Genomic DNA, 16,503 nt, shown 5'->3' on the forward strand with positions numbered 1-16,503 from the left:
GGTATGGGCAAATTGTTGGTTTTTAAGTTAATTTGATCACTATCACACTCAATTGTAAATTTTAGTAAAGAAGAGAAAATAAAAACACTTCTCATTTATATTGCCTGCAATTCTAAGACGAAAGGTCTATTTGAGGTGTTGGCAATGGTATTTAAATATTCAGTTATAGGTTTAGCTGTAGGCTCGGCATTAATGGCTATGCCGGTTATTGCAGAAGTGGCGAGCGATAAAAATATTGAGCGCATCAATGTGACTGGCCGTACTTTTAACGACTATAAAGTCGGTAGTGCATCGGGTGCCATGCGTGGCGATATCGACTTAATGGATACTCCACAGTCAGTTAATGTTATCCCTGATTTTGTGACTGATGAACAGTTGGCAACCAATCTAGCGGAAGTATTAGTTAATGATTCGAGTGTGACGGCTGGAACCACGCGCTGGAACCGTCAAGTCTTCAGTATCCGTGGTTTTGAGATTGATTCTGGTAACGGTTATCTTATTAATGGCCATCAACAATGGTCTCACTACGTACAACCAATTGAAACTTTACAGCAAGTCGAAGTATTGAAAGGTCCTTCGAGCATGTTGTACGGCCAATCTGGCCCTGGTGGTTTAGTGAATATGGTCACTAAGAAACCGACCTATGATTCAATGTTAGATCTTGGTTTTGATACGGATGGCTACGGTTCAACCCGTGCTCAGCTAGATGCGGGCGGCAGTTTAAACGACGCACAAAGCATTCGTTATCGCGGCGTGTTAGTGAAGCAAGACACAAAATACTGGCGTGAGTATTCCGCTAACGATGAGAACCAAGAGCGTGACCGTTGGTTGGGCTACTTAAACTTAGAATTTGATGTCAGTGATGATGTTCTGTTATCGGTTAAGTACGATCATACCCAAGATAAAGCGGGCATTGATGCGGGTGGGTGGTTAGATAAACAAGGTAATGTTATCGGTGAACGTAAAACAGTATGGGATGCACCTTGGGCCTTTACCGATAACACAGTCTCTAACTTAGGTGCCGATCTAACTTGGCAGATGAGTGATGATTGGAAAGTTAAAGTCGGCTATAACGATCAACAATTTAATCGTCAACGTTTTGATTCTGCTCCCCAATATACGGAAGACCCATTCACTAAGGGGTATAGCATCAAACCATTCGATCGTTACGACGATTGGCAGCATAAAACCGCTTTCGTGGACTTTACGGGTGAATTTACCTTAGCGGGCATGGAGCACCAATTCCTTATTGGTGCTAACTACTTAGACTATTTCTACCAGCAGCAAATTCAGCGTGGGGCAACTCAAACCGTTATTCCTGGGCAAACGGTAATTGAGCCAGATCTTGATTACCACAATGGCAAAAAAGGTACCCCAAGCGAATACAAGTATTACGGTTTCTATTTACAGGACTTAATGACGCTTAATGATCAATGGAAATTGCTTGCTGGCGTGCGTTACGACGAACAGAAAAAAGATGGTTATGGCGAAAATAGCTATGCCGTATCGCCTAAGTTTGGTGTGATCTACTCGCCAATGAGTAATGGCAATATTTACGTTAACTATTCAAAAAGCTTTACACCACAAGGCGCGGTAAATAACGAGTTCGATGTCAACGATGGCCTGAATTTAAAGCCAGAATACGGTATTCAATATGAACTGGGTACTAAGTGGGAATTGTTTGACGATAGCCTGCTATTAACCGCAGCAGTATTCGATATTACGCTCGAAAACATCACAATTTCAGAGAAATTATCTGCACCAATTGGTGATTATACCGATATCACTACTCAGGGTGGTGAACAGAAACATCGTGGCTTTGAAATGGGAGCACAGGGTCAAATCGGTGATAGCTGGTTTGTGACTTCTTCCATGATGTATTTAGATGCAGAGTATCAAACAGGAGATGCCCGTGAAGGTAAAACTCCGATTGATGCCCCTGAGTGGTCGGCCAATATCTGGACCCGTTACGAAGTGACTGACAATTTTGCGATGAACTTCGGTGCTATCTATGTGGGTGAGCGTTTTGCCGATCTCGATAACACTATTACTAAAGATGGTTATGTGCGTTTCGATATAGGTGCAGCCTACACTATGGATATCATGGGCAAAGATGTGAGCCTTCGCGCCAACGTGAGAAACCTCTTCGATACCGATTATATCGATGGTGGTCAGTACAATATGGCCACTATTGGCCAAGACCGTAACTTCAGTGTTGCAGTTGAAGCTAAGTTCTAATACTTATTCGGATTTTTAATCCATTTAAAGCAGTTTATCCCTAAAGGATAAACTGCTTTTTTATGGGCTAATTTCCAAGTTGACTGGCTAGACAGATAAAAAAATTGCTTGGATCATGCAAAAGTGTGTTTCGTATGACTAGCAAAAAAGTTTCGTTTCACTATAATGCACCTTTCGAATCGAAACTTAACTGAAAGGTTTTATGAATAAACGAAACACACAGCAGCGTCGCCACAGCATAATCACCATATTGAACGAACAGGGTGAAGTGAGCGTTGATGAACTGTCGTTACGTTTTGAAACCTCAGAAGTGACGATTCGTAAGGATCTCGCCGCGCTTGAGAAAACGGGTTTATTATTGCGCCGTTACGGTGGCGCCGTGGCGATTCCAGACGAAGTCACTCAACAGTTCTCTGCTAAAATTGCGCCTAATAAGCTGTCTATTGCGAAAACCGCCGCGCAGCTGATTAAAGATCACAATCGCATTATTATCGATAGTGGCACTACGACGTCAGGCTTGATTGAACAGCTGAACGATAAACGTGGGCTGGTAGTCATGACGAATGCCCTGCACCTTGCTAATGCCATCCATGAACTCGAAAACGAGCCAACCTTATTGATGACCGGTGGCACTTGGGACCCGCATTCTGAATCCTTTCAAGGTCAAGTCGCCGAGCAAGTGTTGCGTTCATATAATTTCGACCAACTGTTTATCGGTGCCGATGGTATCGATCTTGAACGCGGGACCACCACCTTTAACGAGTTAACAGGTCTAAGCAAAGTGATGGCCGAAGTTTCCCGCGAAGTGATCGTTATGGTCGATTCAGACAAAATCGGCAAGCGGATCCCTAACTTAGAGTTACCGTGGTCCAAGGTCAGTGTGTTGGTCACCGACTCACGTATCGACGAGAGTGCGCTCAAACAAATTTCAGATCAGGGCGTGCGAGTTATGTTAGCGCCCTATGCTCATTAGACAAAATAGCTTAACAACTTCATTTTAATTTATAGGTAAAGACTATGTGTGGAATCGTAGGCGCCGTGGCGCAAAGGGATGTGGCTGAAATTCTGGTAGAAGGCTTACGCCGTTTAGAATATCGCGGATATGACTCTGCTGGCGTTGCCGTTATTCACAATGGTGAACTCAACCGTACGCGCCGCGTTGGCAAAGTACAAGAGTTGTCGGCTGCGCTTGAAACTGACCCATTAGCAGGCGGAACCGGTATCGCGCACACTCGTTGGGCGACCCACGGTGAGCCGAGTGAGCGTAATGCTCATCCGCATTTATCGGAAGGTGATATTGCCGTGGTGCACAACGGTATTATCGAAAACCACAATAAACTGCGCGAAATGCTTAAAGGTTTAGGTTACAACTTTAGTTCAGATACCGATACCGAAGTGATTTGTCATTTAGTGCACCATGAGCTGAAAACCCATAGCACTCTGCTTGGTGCCGTACAAGCCACGGTTAAACAACTCGAAGGCGCCTATGGCACAGTCGTTATTGACCGTCGTGATAGTGAACGTATGGTTGTTGCTCGCTCTGGTAGTCCATTGGTGATTGGTTTTGGTCTAGGTGAAAACTTTGTCGCTTCAGATCAACTTGCCTTATTACCCGTCACTCGCTCATTTGCTTTCCTCGAAGAAGGTGATGTGGCCGAAGTGACCCGTCGCAGCGTGAGTATTTTCGACTTAAACGGTAATGCCGTTGAGCGTGAAGTCAAAGAATCTGAAATTACCCACGATGCCGGTGACAAAGGCGAATATCGCCACTATATGCTTAAAGAAATTTACGAGCAGCCATTGGCACTGACGCGCACAATTGAAGGTCGTATTGCTAATAAGCAAGTGCTAGACACGGCTTTTGGTGACAACGCTGCTGAGTTTTTAAAAGATATCAAACATGTGCAAATCATCGCCTGTGGTACTAGTTACCATGCGGGCATGGCGGCACGTTACTGGTTAGAAGATTGGGCTGGCGTGTCTTGTAACGTCGAAATTGCCTCTGAATTCCGTTATCGCAAGTCGCACTTATTCCCAAATAGCCTGTTGGTGACGATTTCACAATCGGGTGAAACTGCCGATACCTTAGCGGCCATGCGCTTAGCGAAAGAAATGGGTTATAAAGCCACATTGACCATTTGTAATGCGCCAGGTTCATCATTGGTTCGCGAATCTGACATGGCTTACATGATGAAAGCGGGCGCCGAGATTGGCGTGGCATCGACTAAAGCTTTCACAGTACAACTTGCTGGCTTATTAATGTTGACTGCGGTGATCGGTCGCCACAATGGTATGTCTGATCAAATGCAGGCTCAAATCACTCAAAGCCTACAATCTATGCCAGCAAAAGTGGAACAAGCTTTAGGTTTAGATGCTGCGATTGCTGAACTGGCTGAAGATTTTGCCGATAAACACCATGCATTATTCCTTGGCCGTGGCGATCAATATCCGATTGCGATGGAAGGCGCGTTAAAGCTGAAAGAGATTTCTTATATTCATGCTGAAGCTTATGCCTCTGGCGAATTAAAACACGGCCCACTAGCGCTTATCGATGCCGATATGCCAGTGATTGTCGTTGCGCCAAACAATGAATTGCTCGAAAAACTGAAATCGAATGTTGAAGAAGTGCGTGCCCGTGGCGGCTTAATGTATGTGTTTGCCGATGTGGATGCCGAGTTTGAGTCGGATGACACGATGAAAGTGATCCCTGTGCCACACTGTGACATCTTTATGGCGCCACTGATCTACACTATTCCTTTACAGCTATTGTCGTACCATGTTGCATTAATCAAAGGTACCGACGTGGATCAACCACGTAACTTGGCAAAGTCTGTAACTGTAGAATAAATAGAGATATTTAAATGAAAACCGCTGTGGGAGAGTAATAAAGTCTCATACTAAGTATTAAAGGTTCATACTTGGTATTAAAGTTTCATACTGAAATGGCAGCGATCACGTAGGTACGCTGCCATTTCTAAAACGTTTATGCCCCAAAACGTTTCAGCAATGATCTAGGATGAGCTTTGTTTCCCAAATCGGATTTACGAACAAGTCCAAAAATTGTTCAAATATCAAATTACATTCTGAGTTTCAGGCATACAAAACCCTTTAAGTTTATACAAACTGATGTGCATAGCTTTCAATCGAAAGCTACAGGAATATTTCTAGCCTCTATGTCCTTATGTAATATAGAGATAGGAGTATGAGAATACAGATAGAGATTTATTGTCATCCCAAAACCACCGCCTCTGGCGGTGGTGATTGTTCCTTGAGGCTATAGCCTGAATTACGCCCATGCTAAAAGAGACTTCTTATTCACCACAAGTAAGAGGAAACGAAAAGCATGGGCGATTATAGAAGTTCATCACATGTTTATTGGCGTTGCAAATATCATATTGTTTGGACTCCGAAGTACCGTTTTAAAATTTTAAAAGGAAACCTTGGTAGGGAGTTATACAGGTCAATTTATATCCTTTGCAATATGAAGGGTTGTGAGGTTTTAGAATTAAACGTTCAGATAGACCACGTTCACTTAGTTGTCATAATCCCGCCGAAGCTGTCAGTATCAACGCTGATGGGAGTATTGAAAGGAAGAAGTGCGATAAGGCTGTTCAATAAATTCCCTCATGTACGTAAAAAACTATGGGGCAATAGCTTTTGGGCCAGAGGTTATTTTGTAGATACAGTAGGGGTTAATGAAGAAATCATTAGACGATATGTGCGCCATCAAGATAAACAAGATCAGGCACATGAGGCTCAATTGTCGTTGCAGATGATGTAGGTTCTTGGAATAGCCCCTTCCAGGGGCAAGTCAAAGCCGCCTTCTAAGAAGGCGGATTCTTTACTATATAAGGTAATTAACACTTGCACCCTTTAGCTTTACGATTGATGTTTGTGTGTACTTTAATCAAAATATTTCAGGGTGCAAGTTAATCTTAATATTTTATATGCTCAGTAAATAACTGAACGTGGCTAAATATTCTTTGCTATGACGGGATAACCAATTGCCCACAAATCGCAAATAACTTTATTTACTAAAATTGGAGGAGCAACATCAGGATGACCACAGTTAAACGGTGGGTCTGGATTATATTCCAGTAGTAATTGAGTTTCTTGTGCTTTATCGATACCAATAATACGTGATATAATTGCAAGACCAAAGTCAATTCCAGCAGTAACACCGCCACCTGTTACACGATTACGATCAATCACATAGCGGCCTTTTGTATAGACAGCACCAAATGAATGAAGCATATCGACCATTGTCCAATGTGTCGTTGCTTTATAGCCTTCCAATAATCCTGCTGCACCAAGAATAAGTGCACCTGTACATACGCTCGTAATCCAAGATGATTTATCTGAGGTACGATTTAAAAAATCTAAAACTTCTTGATCTTGCATTGCTTCAAATGCACCAAGTTTTCCTCCTGGAACAAAAAGTATATCAACTCTCGGCAGAGCATCAATTTCATCAAAGGTGCAAGTTGGCAATAAATATGCGCTAGTATCAGTCTCTATTTGCTCACGATTTTTCCAAACCAGTTGAATATTAACATCATTTATTAATGACCAAGCTTGTAATGGCCCAAATAAATCTAAAGGGGTTATACCAGGGTAAAGTAACATCACAATATTCATAAAAACTCCAAATTTAAAAAATTATTTTATGCTTGATTTAAATTCATCAATCTTAAATGAACCATAAAAATTACTTACCCTGTGTCCAGAGTTAACCCATGAAAATAGCCCATCCTTTAGATTGTAAACATTAATATACCCAAATTTATTAAGGATATCAGTAACGATTGTGCTTCTAATGCCATGGGAACACATAACAACAATATGTTGATTCTTATTTGGGATCAACCTCTGAACATTAAATTCCACCGTTCCCCTAGGGATGTTTATCTTATTATTTATATCTATATTTACAGCAATGATTTCTTCAGACTCTCTAACATCTAAAAGAATAAAATCTTTCTTGGTTTCTATCCATTTATTAAGTGTTTCAGCTTCAATTGAACTAATCTTATTAATTAGCAGCTGATGCTGATTCCTGATAATTTTTTCAGCTGAAATTATTTCACTAGCAGTAACTGGTATACTAAAAGCAACCGAAAACAAAAAAACTAAGCTAAATTTCATAAACAACCATCTCATAAAACAAAAGTTAATGTCGAGTCATAATGATAAATGCTTTAAGATTTGCAAAATATAGACAAATTATATATATTGTCCATACTTAGACGAATATGATTTGTTGGTTATAATGTGAGATACCAAGCTATGGAACGTGGAGAACGAGAACGTTGCCGAACTAAAAGTGCAATTAAGAATGCACTTATACTAATAGTAAAGAATAAAAACTATAATGACATTACTGTAAAAGACATTGTCGAAGAGGCTAATGTTGGCCGCAGTACACTTTATAAGCATTATCCATCTAAAGCACACATTATGCTTGAAATTCATGAGGATATGTTTAACCTGTTATTCGATGATCTTACAACATCTGAAAACTGGCTGCAGACTGAGCCACAACCTCACTTAGTATCGTTTTTGAATCGGTCACGTCAATTAGGAAACAATCGATTTTTTATGAGTTATAAACTGGGGAATGATCTTGATTTTTTATTAACAAATGTGAATATGCTTATGAGCAAAATTCTACAGGAAAGATTAAATCAGGCTTTTCCTACAATAAGTTTTAATATTCCCAGTCAAATTATTTCTATATCTATAGCGAGTATTTATAAAGATTTATTATTGGCTTGGTTCGCTAAGTTCTCAGCGACGCCTCCAAACGAGTATGCTCATTATATTTCACAGTTGCGTAGTCACTTAATAAAGTCACATATGAAGTAGATCTAAGTCACCCGATTTAATACATCGCGCGCTATTTTTACAGTACATGGATTTTTAACTTTCTTTTTAATTATGTTAAGCGCTTGTAAATAAAGCTAAATATAGGTGGCAGAATAATAGGGTGCTCGCCAGTTGGTGCTTATGATTAAAAATTAATAATAGTATAGATAGCGCCCGCTCAATCATTAGTCCAGAATTTATGATAATTTACTGAGAATATAACTATTATGCATTTTTTGAACTTGCAGTTTGCATAAAAATCATTTCTTTTAATCTAATAAAGAATGAATTACTGTTGATAAAAGATAACTTACACTCTTTCCAGTTGATTGTTTTATAATGATATTTTAGAACTGAAAACAGATAATACTGTGGAAGATACAAAATAAGCTTATCAGATTGAATTAAAAATTAGAACCAATCCATATTATTTAAACGATCTAGATGTAAAGTGACGATAAAAGATGTATTTATCTTATTGATTTGTTTTTTAACCCATTTTGTAATGTTATGATATCTAGTTGAGAACATATCTTATTTATTAAGCTGCAGATACTAGAGTTTTTGGGGGCGAAGTTGTTTGCCCAGATATTTGCCAATGTGAATATGAGTCTTTCACATTGGCTAAGTTCGTTATCTTGCAATGCTTTTATAAATAGTAACTGGCAGCTAATAAATAAACAGTTTAAAACATGTTCTTCTGATATTTTTTTGAAGTTAACTTTTTGGGGCAACCACTCTGGTTTACCTTCATTGTATACCAGCGCAGCAATCATACATGTCACAGAATTTAAACTGGTTGCACCTGTAATAAATTGATTTATTTGACTATGGTTTCTAAACTTCTGATTTAACACGTCACTTAAATGAGATTTTTCCCATTGTTGGTTTATTGAATTTAATAATGTCATTATTAGATACCTAGCGATAAATATTCCTAACTTTAACTTTTAAGTTGAATACTCTAATTAAATATTCAAAGAACTCTAATCCTAAATTTGAAAATCCTTTATAATAGTCTGATTCAGAACTTTCATAAGCTAACTGCAAACACCGATTTCCCCACGGTAGAAAATGGGTCTCTAATAGCTCTGTAAGAACTAATCTATAATCATCGACACTAGGGTTTTCTATCATTTTTTCTAGTAAAAAATTAATAACAGCCATAATTAAGCCGATGTGATCAATAGGTTCATTGCTTTCGGCTTTAACATTTATTCTGTGTTTGGCGTAAAAATGTTTTAACTCAATAGTGCTGCTGTCATTTAATAGCTGTGAAGGTGATAAATAGGTTGACCCCCAAGGTGTTGCTTTGGGAGTGTTTGGACCATAAAAAACCGTTCCGTAATCTAATTTAAGCTTAATGAGTTCATCATTATTATCACTCCATTGTGTTAGAAATCGGGACAATTCTTCTAAAGCTTGAGATTCTCTTTTTGAATTAGTTAGTCTTGGCCAATCTTTGGCTAGGTTTTGCTCTTTGAATTGATTTAGTAATTCTGCCTCAGGATATATCATTAATACTGAATGTAAAATATTTGATATAGCTTTCAATTCGTTGAGTGTTGCGAGATTATTTCTTTTCATGATGATTGAATTATCTTTTTATATTTTAAAAGGTGCAATTTTCATTGCACCTTAACTTAAAAGTTCTTTAAACTTCGCGTATATTCAATACTTTACCGCTAGCATTGCCTGTCGATTTTGAGTTTCGAGAGGCTTTTACAATCAAGTTTGGAGACGTTATTGACTGCGAAGGTAAGGGGGCAAAATGCTCATCTCCATCGCCATATTTTGCTCGTAGATTTTCCATCGTATCAAAATCTAATGCTCGCAAAGGACAGCTTTCGACACAAATAGGTTTTTTACCTTCGGCAAGACGGTCGTAGCAACCATCACATTTAGTCATTACTTTTCGGTCTCTATCAATTTGCGGAGCATCGTAAGGACATGCTCTAGAACAACTTTGACAACCAATGCAAAGTGATTCTTCAACTAACACAAGACCATCTTCCTTGCGTTTGTGCATCGCTCCTGTTGGGCAAGCTTTGACGCAAACAGGTTCAGAACAATGATTGCAACTTAACGAGGTATAGTAAGCAAATACATCTTGTTCGAAGCTATTATCGCTATTCTGGTTCCATGTTCCGCCACCGTATTCATACACTCGACGCCATAACATGCCAGGTAGAGAAGCTACGCCATTTAAGGCTACGTCATCTTTGTTTCGAATTTTTCCAACCATACGGTCTTTACAAGCAATGTGACAAGTCTTACAGCCTGTACATTTGCTACTATCGAAATAGAATCCAAATTGAGTTTTTTCTGTCATTTTGATTACCCTTAAGCTTTTACTACCTGAACACGATTGGTATGTTGTGGATTCCCCTTTGTAATGGGCGAAGGATGGTATTTGGTTAATGTGTTAATACAACCACCAATATCAATCACATGACCAGATGGACCAATTCGACCATTGCTATCTGGTTTGTACCATGCACCTTGCCCTAAGGAGCAAACTCCTGGTGTTACTCTAGGTGTTAATTTGACTGGAATCTCTATCGTACCTCTGTCATTGAAAATATGGACTTTATCTCCATCAGCTAAACCGCGTTGAGCTGCATCAATTGGATTCATCCACACAGCATCTTCAACTGCTTCACGTAACCAAGCGACATTGTGATAACTGGAATGGGTTCTACCTTTTGTGTGATAACCACAAAGTTGTAATGGATAGCCAGCATTAATCGCATCAGCATCTTCATACCCGTCCCAAGTGATAACATATTGTGGCAGGGCAGTAATTTTGTCTCCTGAAGGCAATGTCCAAGTTGCCGCTTTACGTGCAAGGGAAATGGAGAATATTTCAAACTTTCCTGAAATCGTTGGTCGTGGATTTGCTGTTGGGTTTTGAATAAATGATTGATACGCTACAAATGAAGCTGGCATATATTTGCGGAATACCCCAATTTTTTGAGCCTCTTCATAGGTATTGGGCATCGCAACGTCTGGATTCATCGCTTTTGTTTCACTGTAGAGTTTTTCACACCATTGTTGGCCAGTTAGCCCATTGGTATATTCAGACTCTTTACCCATTGCCTTGGCTATGCCAGTACACATTTCATACATTGATTGAGCTTGGCCAAGAGGAGTTAGTGATGTACTCATGAAGGTTGCATAGGCCATCTGCCCTGATGCATAAGAGTCATTTGCATAGTCATCAGATTCAAGCCAAGTACTATCAGGTAACAGATAGTCTGCAAATTTTGCAGAAGCTGTCATCCAACAATCACTTACGATCACTAATTCACACAGTGTCTCGTCTTGTAATATCTCTGCTGTACCATTACTGTCAGAATGTTGGTTTACCAGTGTGTTACCCGCACAGTTGATTATGGCTTTGATGTTGGTTGTTAGCTTTGCAGGGTTGTTGTCTACTAGTTCTTGGCTGCCACTCGTCTTGTAACGAACACCATCAGTGGTTCCTGTGAACTCTTTGCCTCGAACAATCGCATCGGACCATGTAAAGACTGGGATTGTTACTTCAACAGGATTATTACCTGCCGGCATTCCTGATACCCCAAAGCTATAACTGGTAGGCATTGCACCACTGTTTACGCCTGGGCGGCCAATCTTACCTGTCATTATCGCTAGGGTATAAACAGCTCGGGTTGCTTGATCACCGTTAGCATGTCGACTAATACCTGCTCCAGCAGAAATATATGGCGCTTCTGCAGCCATAATTGCTGTAGCTAATTGTTTGATTTTATTTTCAGATACGCCACAAATAGCAGCCGCCCAACTTGGAGTTTTAGCTCCGTTAGCGGAATAAATGCCTTGTCCCATGATGTAATCAAAATAGTTTTCATCTGGGTTTACATACTGTGCATGTGATGCAATGAATGGATCTGAATGTAACGCGATAGATGCTTTGGCATTAACTAAAGAATTCCTGTCATAACCTACAACATACTTATCTAAAAATGACTTCGCATTTGAGTCTACCCAGCCAGAATTAATCATCTGATAAATAACAGCTTCGATTAATGCTGCGTCTGTTCCTGGGCGAATAGCAAGCCATTCATTTTCGTTCCCACGCATAGAATCAGTGTAACGAGGTTCGATCATCCAAACTTTAATTCCCTTTTGGTTTTTTTCAAGGGCTTTCACAAAGTCATAACCTTCACCACTACCACTCATGCGAATTTCATTAGGGTTAAATCCAAAACCAATAAATAGGTCAGAGTTTTCAATTTCGCTTAGAGATGAACCACTAATACTGTCCCATTGACTTCCGTATGTCGCTATACTCGCAGCATAGACTCCTGCCCAAGAGTAATCCCAATGGTAATCAAGGAAACCACCATTTAAATTTAATAAACGTCCCCAAGTCGCAGTATTAGATGAAAAACCATAATAAGCTCCTGAACCATGATGAAGATATATTGATTCTGGGCCATAGGTTTCTTTAATTACTTGTAACTTAGTGGCTATTTCTGAATAAGCTTGTTCCCATGTAATAGGAATAAATTGAGCATCACCACGTTTACCTACTCGTTTCATTGGTGAACGAAGTCTATCAGTCGCGTAAGTTCGTTGCCTTAATGACCGGCCTCTGGGGCAAGCTCTTGCTTGATGATTAACGCCATACTCATCAGTGGTTTCATGATCTGTTTCGATACGAGTGATAACCCCATCCTTACTGAACACTTTTATGGGGCAGTTTGAACCACAGTTAACCAAACAAGCGGACCAATTAATGACTTCATCCGTGGGTGTTGTCGTCGGTGGTACAACATTGGCTTCACTAGCGCTTTTATTGCATCCAGAAATTGTCGCTGCAGCGGTCACCGCGGCACTCATTTTTAAAAAACTTCTACGTTCCATTCTCTTCACCTCTTTTAAATCAAGGCAGCATGTAGCTGAAGGTCAACATCAGCAGATGCGCGTTGTAGTTATGATTAAGCTCACCCAAGGTCACTAATCCCGGAACGGCATGGGGGCTGACTTCGGCATAGTCAGTATCGTAGTAACGTTCGTACTGATAGCTCAGTTTTAGTCCCATACTGTTGTTCAGGGCATAACGGCCATACAGCTCAAAGTTGTGGCTGTAGGAGTAGTAATCGCCGTAAGGCTGGTTAGTGGTCGTGGTGATTAGGGTGTCACTCGCTGAGTTAGCAAATTGGTAATTGCCCCCAATGCTTAAGCGGTCATCCATCAGCCCGTCGTAGGTGAAACCGATATTGAGGTCGATAAACTCATCGTCGATATTGGTGTACCAATCTGGGGTGGAATAGGCTTGGCTACCTGCGATGTCAGATTCAATCCATTGTTGCCCTGCGCTAGCAAAAACGTTGAATCTGTTGGAGAGCTGCGCACTGAGTTGTACGTTGTAACCGTAGTCCTGCACCTCAGTTAAACCAATGAGGGTGTCATCGTAGTCGTCATTGTTGTAATGGGCATCGAAGTCAAGGGTTAACCATTGCAGGGGGGTATGATTAACGCTGAGTTCGAGCCCATTACGGTTTCTGTCTGCAAGGTAAAACTTGCGTAACAACGGATTTTCCTCGATGGACGTGGCTTCCAGGCTGTCGTAAGTTGAGCCATCACGGGTTTCATAACTGGCTTTAAGGTCTACCACAGTTTTAGGGATGACACGGATATTCAGCTTGGCCCACAGCGCACTGTCTTCTGTTTCTTCACGCTCGGTATAGTTACGTTCCACCGCTTTGTAATCAAAACCGCCGAGTAAACGATAGTCGCTGTTGAAACGGTAGCTACTCTGCAGTTTGAAGTTAGTGCGCTGAATATCCATCGCAACGTTTTGCTTAAAAGCACCGCTGACATTGTCCACTTCAAATTGGGCAAAATCCCAGGTAGAGCTTTTATTATCTCGGTCGCTGTAATCCAGCTGACTGTTTAGGCGCCAACGGGGACTCAGCATACTGCTAAAGCCGATACGCGCGTCTAAGGTCTCCACTTCACCATCCCAGCTTTGCAGGGGATTGCCGCTGACTTGGATAAGATTGTCATCCTGAATCATTCGGCCAGTAGCGAGGCGACCGTTAATCACGTTCGTGCCGAGTAGGTATTGGCCCGTTAACGAGACTTGATGAGCATCGTTATCTGGGGTGGCAGCATACACATTATCGGCATAGGGTAGACTTAAGTGATTAATGTGATTTCGGTAATAACTGCCGTTATAGGCCAGTTCGCTTTGCCATTGGTGTTGGTCGATGCTAATACCCGCATTGATATTTTGGGTCGTTGCATCGACGGGCAAGGCAAAGTTCATTGGGCCTGAGTTGGCTAATAAACTGCTGCGACGATTGCCCGTTTTATCCTCTTGGTCATAGTTGATATAGCCCTTGAGGCCGTTAAGCAGCGCATCTAACTCACCCTCAAGGCCGATGCCGACTTTTTCACGCTGTAATTCAAGGTCAAGGTAGCGGGTGTGACTGTCGGGTAGCAGCAACCCATTGTTATGCCATAATTGGGTTTGGGCAGTGGCGTCATAACGAGTCATCATGCTGTAATCGAGTTGGATGCCGCCCAGATTGTTCTTGGCGGCTTCGAGGTGCAGATAACCGTTGTCCGAACCGAGTTCATCGGCTTTCATCACTGCCTGGTATTCACCTTGTCGATAACTCACATCGCCACCGACACTGCCGCGCCAGCCCGCATCACTGTCGCCAAAGCTATTACCTGAGTGGATATCGTCACTGTTTGCCCAGCCAACATTGGTATTGACTTCGCCTTGATAGCCCAGTTTTACTGTACAGGACTTACATTGATAGGCGCTGGTGTTGACCAGGCTGGTATTGGCTTGCTTAACCGAAAAGTCTGCGGCGTTAACGCTTGCAGAGGCGGCAAGCAGTCCAATGGTGATTAAATTCAATTTAAACTTCATCTCAGACTCCTTAATCAACGCGCAAAATTGCTGCCAGCAGGGTGGTTGGAGCCGTGGATTTGGCTATGGCAATTCAAACAACCCATACCCGCACCAAAAGCATTGGTACTCGGTTGGCTAACCACACGGCTCGCATGGCCATCGTCGGCATGACATTGTTGGCATAACTGCGGCACACGTTGCTTAACTAGGGCCTCGTTCACGCTGCCGTGAGGGTTATGGCAGGTTGAGCAGTTTTCGGTGACGGGCGCATGCTCCCATAGGAAGGGGCCGCGTTTTTCGGCATGACAACTATAACAAGTGTCATTTACTGTGGCTTTTTTGAGGGCGCTCTCATTTGATGAACCGTGAGGCGCATGACAATCGATGCACGTCATCTGATCCCACTTTAAGGGATGGGATGAACGTTTACTCATATCCGCTTTTTCGCGGGTATGACATGAAGTACAAGCTTGGTTAACCTGTTGTTTATCTAAGATAGGGTCTTTAGCCACATGTACCTGGTGGCAGGATGCACAGGCGATTTCCTCCAGATTATGCAAACTATTATGCCAACCCACTTTGGCGGTATTTTGGTGACAACCCAAGCACACAGTATTTTGAGTCGGGGCAGATAACTTGCTGTCCTGACCAAAGGTGATCATTGGTTCTTTGCCACCTTTGTTATGGTTACCTAGAGGGCCGTGACAAGACTCACACTGCAATCCCGCCATGGGGGAATTGGAATGGCTCATGTCACCATGCTTGCCATCGAAAATAGCCATCACTTTGTCATTTTTCTTATGACACACTAGGCAAGAATCTGCACCTTTAGGCGAATATTTACCTGCGGTAAACTTCTCTTCCAGGGTCGACTTAACCTGCTCAGTTGTTAGGCTATCCCAAGGTGTAGAATATGCTAAAGGAATGAAAAGAATTAGTTTAATCAACAGTATTGCTGATAATAAGTGTTTCATTATTAAGCCTCGTACCACATTTTGCAAACCATTAACCTTAAGCACTTAAGCTCATTATTTTTATCCGTATTTAATAACTGCAAATGTGATCAATTTAAGTATGTAAAAAGCACATCAGCATTTATTTAACGAATGTCTTTGACGCTTTAAGATTTAAGCATAAATTAGTTAGAAATATGTATATACGCATATAGAAGTTGTATGATAAATGATGATGCTAGTCACAAATTCCATTGATTAAATTTTTTGATTGCCATCACGCATTTTTATCAAGTGTCTGTTGTGTCCGTCATTCCGCACCTAATTTTCGATTTAAAAAACTTGACGGCGATCGGTCATTCTGATCTATTACTCTCTTTTGCAGGTAATTCATCATGGCCGCTCCCGCTATCTCTATCCGTAACCTCGACCACCTTGGTTTGGTCGCTGCACTTTGCCAAGAACTCGGCATTGCTCGCATGATTGATGCGGTGCTACCCAAAACGCCGCCCTACAAAGTCTCACATGGTGAAGCGTTGGTGGCGATGATACTGA

The 16,503-nt window shown here is 41.4% G+C and carries 14 protein-coding genes; 6 read left to right on the top strand and 8 right to left on the bottom strand.

The features are described from left to right. Nucleotides 1–144: 144 nt before the first annotated feature. The 4 genes from L5M40_RS20435 (at nucleotide 145) to tnpA (ending at nucleotide 6,019) form a co-directional block, all read left to right on the top strand. Nucleotides 145–2,238, top strand: coding sequence for a TonB-dependent receptor (locus tag L5M40_RS20435; RefSeq protein WP_263257155.1), 2,094 nt, complete (start codon nucleotides 145–147; stop codon nucleotides 2,236–2,238). Nucleotides 2,239–2,440: 202 nt separating this feature from the next. Further along, a complete protein-coding gene (locus tag L5M40_RS20440) occupies nucleotides 2,441–3,211 on the top strand; it encodes a DeoR/GlpR family DNA-binding transcription regulator (RefSeq protein ID WP_198573706.1) in 771 nt (256 codons plus the stop codon). 44 nt (nucleotides 3,212–3,255) lie between these two features. Continuing rightward, nucleotides 3,256–5,085, top strand: coding sequence for a glutamine--fructose-6-phosphate transaminase (isomerizing) (gene glmS / locus L5M40_RS20445; protein WP_131524527.1), 1,830 nt, complete (start codon nucleotides 3,256–3,258; stop codon nucleotides 5,083–5,085). Nucleotides 5,086–5,581: 496 nt separating this feature from the next. Next, nucleotides 5,582–6,019: an IS200/IS605 family transposase gene (gene tnpA / locus L5M40_RS20450; protein WP_263174219.1), complete on the top strand. Its 438-nt coding sequence runs from the start codon at nucleotides 5,582–5,584 to the stop codon at nucleotides 6,017–6,019. Between the two features lie 191 nt (nucleotides 6,020–6,210). Here the strand turns inward: tnpA and L5M40_RS20455 are convergent, their stop codons facing one another. Then, complete coding sequence (locus L5M40_RS20455; RefSeq protein ID WP_263174216.1) at nucleotides 6,211–6,876, bottom strand: DJ-1/PfpI family protein; 666 nt, start codon at nucleotides 6,874–6,876, stop codon at nucleotides 6,211–6,213. A 21-nt stretch (nucleotides 6,877–6,897) separates the two neighbouring features. Further along, nucleotides 6,898–7,383: a rhodanese-like domain-containing protein gene (locus L5M40_RS20460; RefSeq protein WP_263174213.1), complete on the bottom strand. Its 486-nt coding sequence runs from the start codon at nucleotides 7,381–7,383 to the stop codon at nucleotides 6,898–6,900. A 141-nt stretch (nucleotides 7,384–7,524) separates the two neighbouring features. On the opposite strand from L5M40_RS20460, the gene L5M40_RS20465 reads away from it, so the two are divergent. Beyond that, nucleotides 7,525–8,103, top strand: a complete 579-nt coding sequence (locus tag L5M40_RS20465) for a TetR/AcrR family transcriptional regulator (RefSeq protein WP_263174211.1) — start codon at nucleotides 7,525–7,527, stop codon at nucleotides 8,101–8,103. A gap of 470 nt (nucleotides 8,104–8,573) precedes the next feature. Here the strand turns inward: L5M40_RS20465 and L5M40_RS20470 are convergent, their stop codons facing one another. From L5M40_RS20470 to L5M40_RS20495, 6 genes are all read right to left on the bottom strand, one after another. Continuing rightward, the gene (locus L5M40_RS20470; RefSeq protein WP_263174209.1) at nucleotides 8,574–9,014 is read right to left on the bottom strand and encodes a hypothetical protein; all 441 of its coding nucleotides are present in this window, start codon (nucleotides 9,012–9,014) and stop codon (nucleotides 8,574–8,576) included. Nucleotides 9,015–9,024: 10 nt separating this feature from the next. After that, the gene (locus L5M40_RS20475; RefSeq protein WP_263174205.1) at nucleotides 9,025–9,690 is read right to left on the bottom strand and encodes a molecular chaperone; all 666 of its coding nucleotides are present in this window, start codon (nucleotides 9,688–9,690) and stop codon (nucleotides 9,025–9,027) included. A 67-nt stretch (nucleotides 9,691–9,757) separates the two neighbouring features. Then, nucleotides 9,758–10,435 carry a DMSO/selenate family reductase complex B subunit gene (locus tag L5M40_RS20480; RefSeq protein ID WP_218737736.1) on the bottom strand — a complete coding sequence of 226 codons (678 nt, stop codon included), beginning with the start codon at nucleotides 10,433–10,435 and terminating at the stop codon, nucleotides 9,758–9,760. A gap of 11 nt (nucleotides 10,436–10,446) precedes the next feature. Beyond that, nucleotides 10,447–12,990 (bottom strand): DMSO/selenate family reductase complex A subunit, encoded by a 2,544-nt coding sequence (locus tag L5M40_RS20485; protein ID WP_263174201.1) that lies wholly within the window; start codon nucleotides 12,988–12,990, stop codon nucleotides 10,447–10,449. A gap of 19 nt (nucleotides 12,991–13,009) precedes the next feature. Beyond that, on the bottom strand, nucleotides 13,010–15,013 hold the full coding sequence (locus tag L5M40_RS20490; RefSeq protein ID WP_263174200.1) for an MtrB/PioB family decaheme-associated outer membrane protein: 2,004 nt from the start codon (nucleotides 15,011–15,013) through the stop codon (nucleotides 13,010–13,012). Between the two features lie 14 nt (nucleotides 15,014–15,027). Further along, entirely contained in the window at nucleotides 15,028–15,969 is a 942-nt protein-coding gene (locus L5M40_RS20495) for a DmsE family decaheme c-type cytochrome (RefSeq protein WP_218737739.1), read from the bottom strand. A 374-nt stretch (nucleotides 15,970–16,343) separates the two neighbouring features. Here L5M40_RS20495 and L5M40_RS20500 point away from each other — a divergent pair. Continuing rightward, the coding region (locus tag L5M40_RS20500; RefSeq protein WP_263257157.1) for a DUF4277 domain-containing protein at nucleotides 16,344–16,503 on the top strand (160 nt) is incomplete at its 3' end.

The sequence above is a fragment of the Shewanella sp. SM68 genome, assembly GCF_025653925.1.
In the GTDB taxonomy this organism is placed as follows: Bacteria; Pseudomonadota; Gammaproteobacteria; order Enterobacterales; family Shewanellaceae; genus Shewanella; species Shewanella oncorhynchi.

What these genes read in the sequence shown, in the direction of transcription:
- glmS (WP_131524527.1), top strand. Translation starts at nt 3,256, where the DNA reads ATGTGTGGAATCGTAGGCGCCGTGGCGCAAAGGGATGTGGCTGAAATT.
- L5M40_RS20440 (WP_198573706.1), top strand. Translation starts at nt 2,441, where the DNA reads ATGAATAAACGAAACACACAGCAGCGTCGCCACAGCATAATCACCATA.
- L5M40_RS20475 (WP_263174205.1), bottom strand. Translation starts at nt 9,690, where the DNA reads ATGAAAAGAAATAATCTCGCAACACTCAACGAATTGAAAGCTATATCA.
- L5M40_RS20495 (WP_218737739.1), bottom strand. Translation starts at nt 15,969, where the DNA reads ATGAAACACTTATTATCAGCAATACTGTTGATTAAACTAATTCTTTTC.
- L5M40_RS20470 (WP_263174209.1), bottom strand. Translation starts at nt 9,014, where the DNA reads ATGACATTATTAAATTCAATAAACCAACAATGGGAAAAATCTCATTTA.
- L5M40_RS20455 (WP_263174216.1), bottom strand. Translation starts at nt 6,876, where the DNA reads ATGAATATTGTGATGTTACTTTACCCTGGTATAACCCCTTTAGATTTA.
- L5M40_RS20490 (WP_263174200.1), bottom strand. Translation starts at nt 15,013, where the DNA reads ATGAAGTTTAAATTGAATTTAATCACCATTGGACTGCTTGCCGCCTCT.
- L5M40_RS20460 (WP_263174213.1), bottom strand. Translation starts at nt 7,383, where the DNA reads ATGAAATTTAGCTTAGTTTTTTTGTTTTCGGTTGCTTTTAGTATACCA.
- tnpA (WP_263174219.1), top strand. Translation starts at nt 5,582, where the DNA reads ATGGGCGATTATAGAAGTTCATCACATGTTTATTGGCGTTGCAAATAT.
- L5M40_RS20485 (WP_263174201.1), bottom strand. Translation starts at nt 12,990, where the DNA reads ATGGAACGTAGAAGTTTTTTAAAAATGAGTGCCGCGGTGACCGCTGCA.
- L5M40_RS20435 (WP_263257155.1), top strand. Translation starts at nt 145, where the DNA reads ATGGTATTTAAATATTCAGTTATAGGTTTAGCTGTAGGCTCGGCATTA.
- L5M40_RS20480 (WP_218737736.1), bottom strand. Translation starts at nt 10,435, where the DNA reads ATGACAGAAAAAACTCAATTTGGATTCTATTTCGATAGTAGCAAATGT.
- L5M40_RS20465 (WP_263174211.1), top strand. Translation starts at nt 7,525, where the DNA reads ATGGAACGTGGAGAACGAGAACGTTGCCGAACTAAAAGTGCAATTAAG.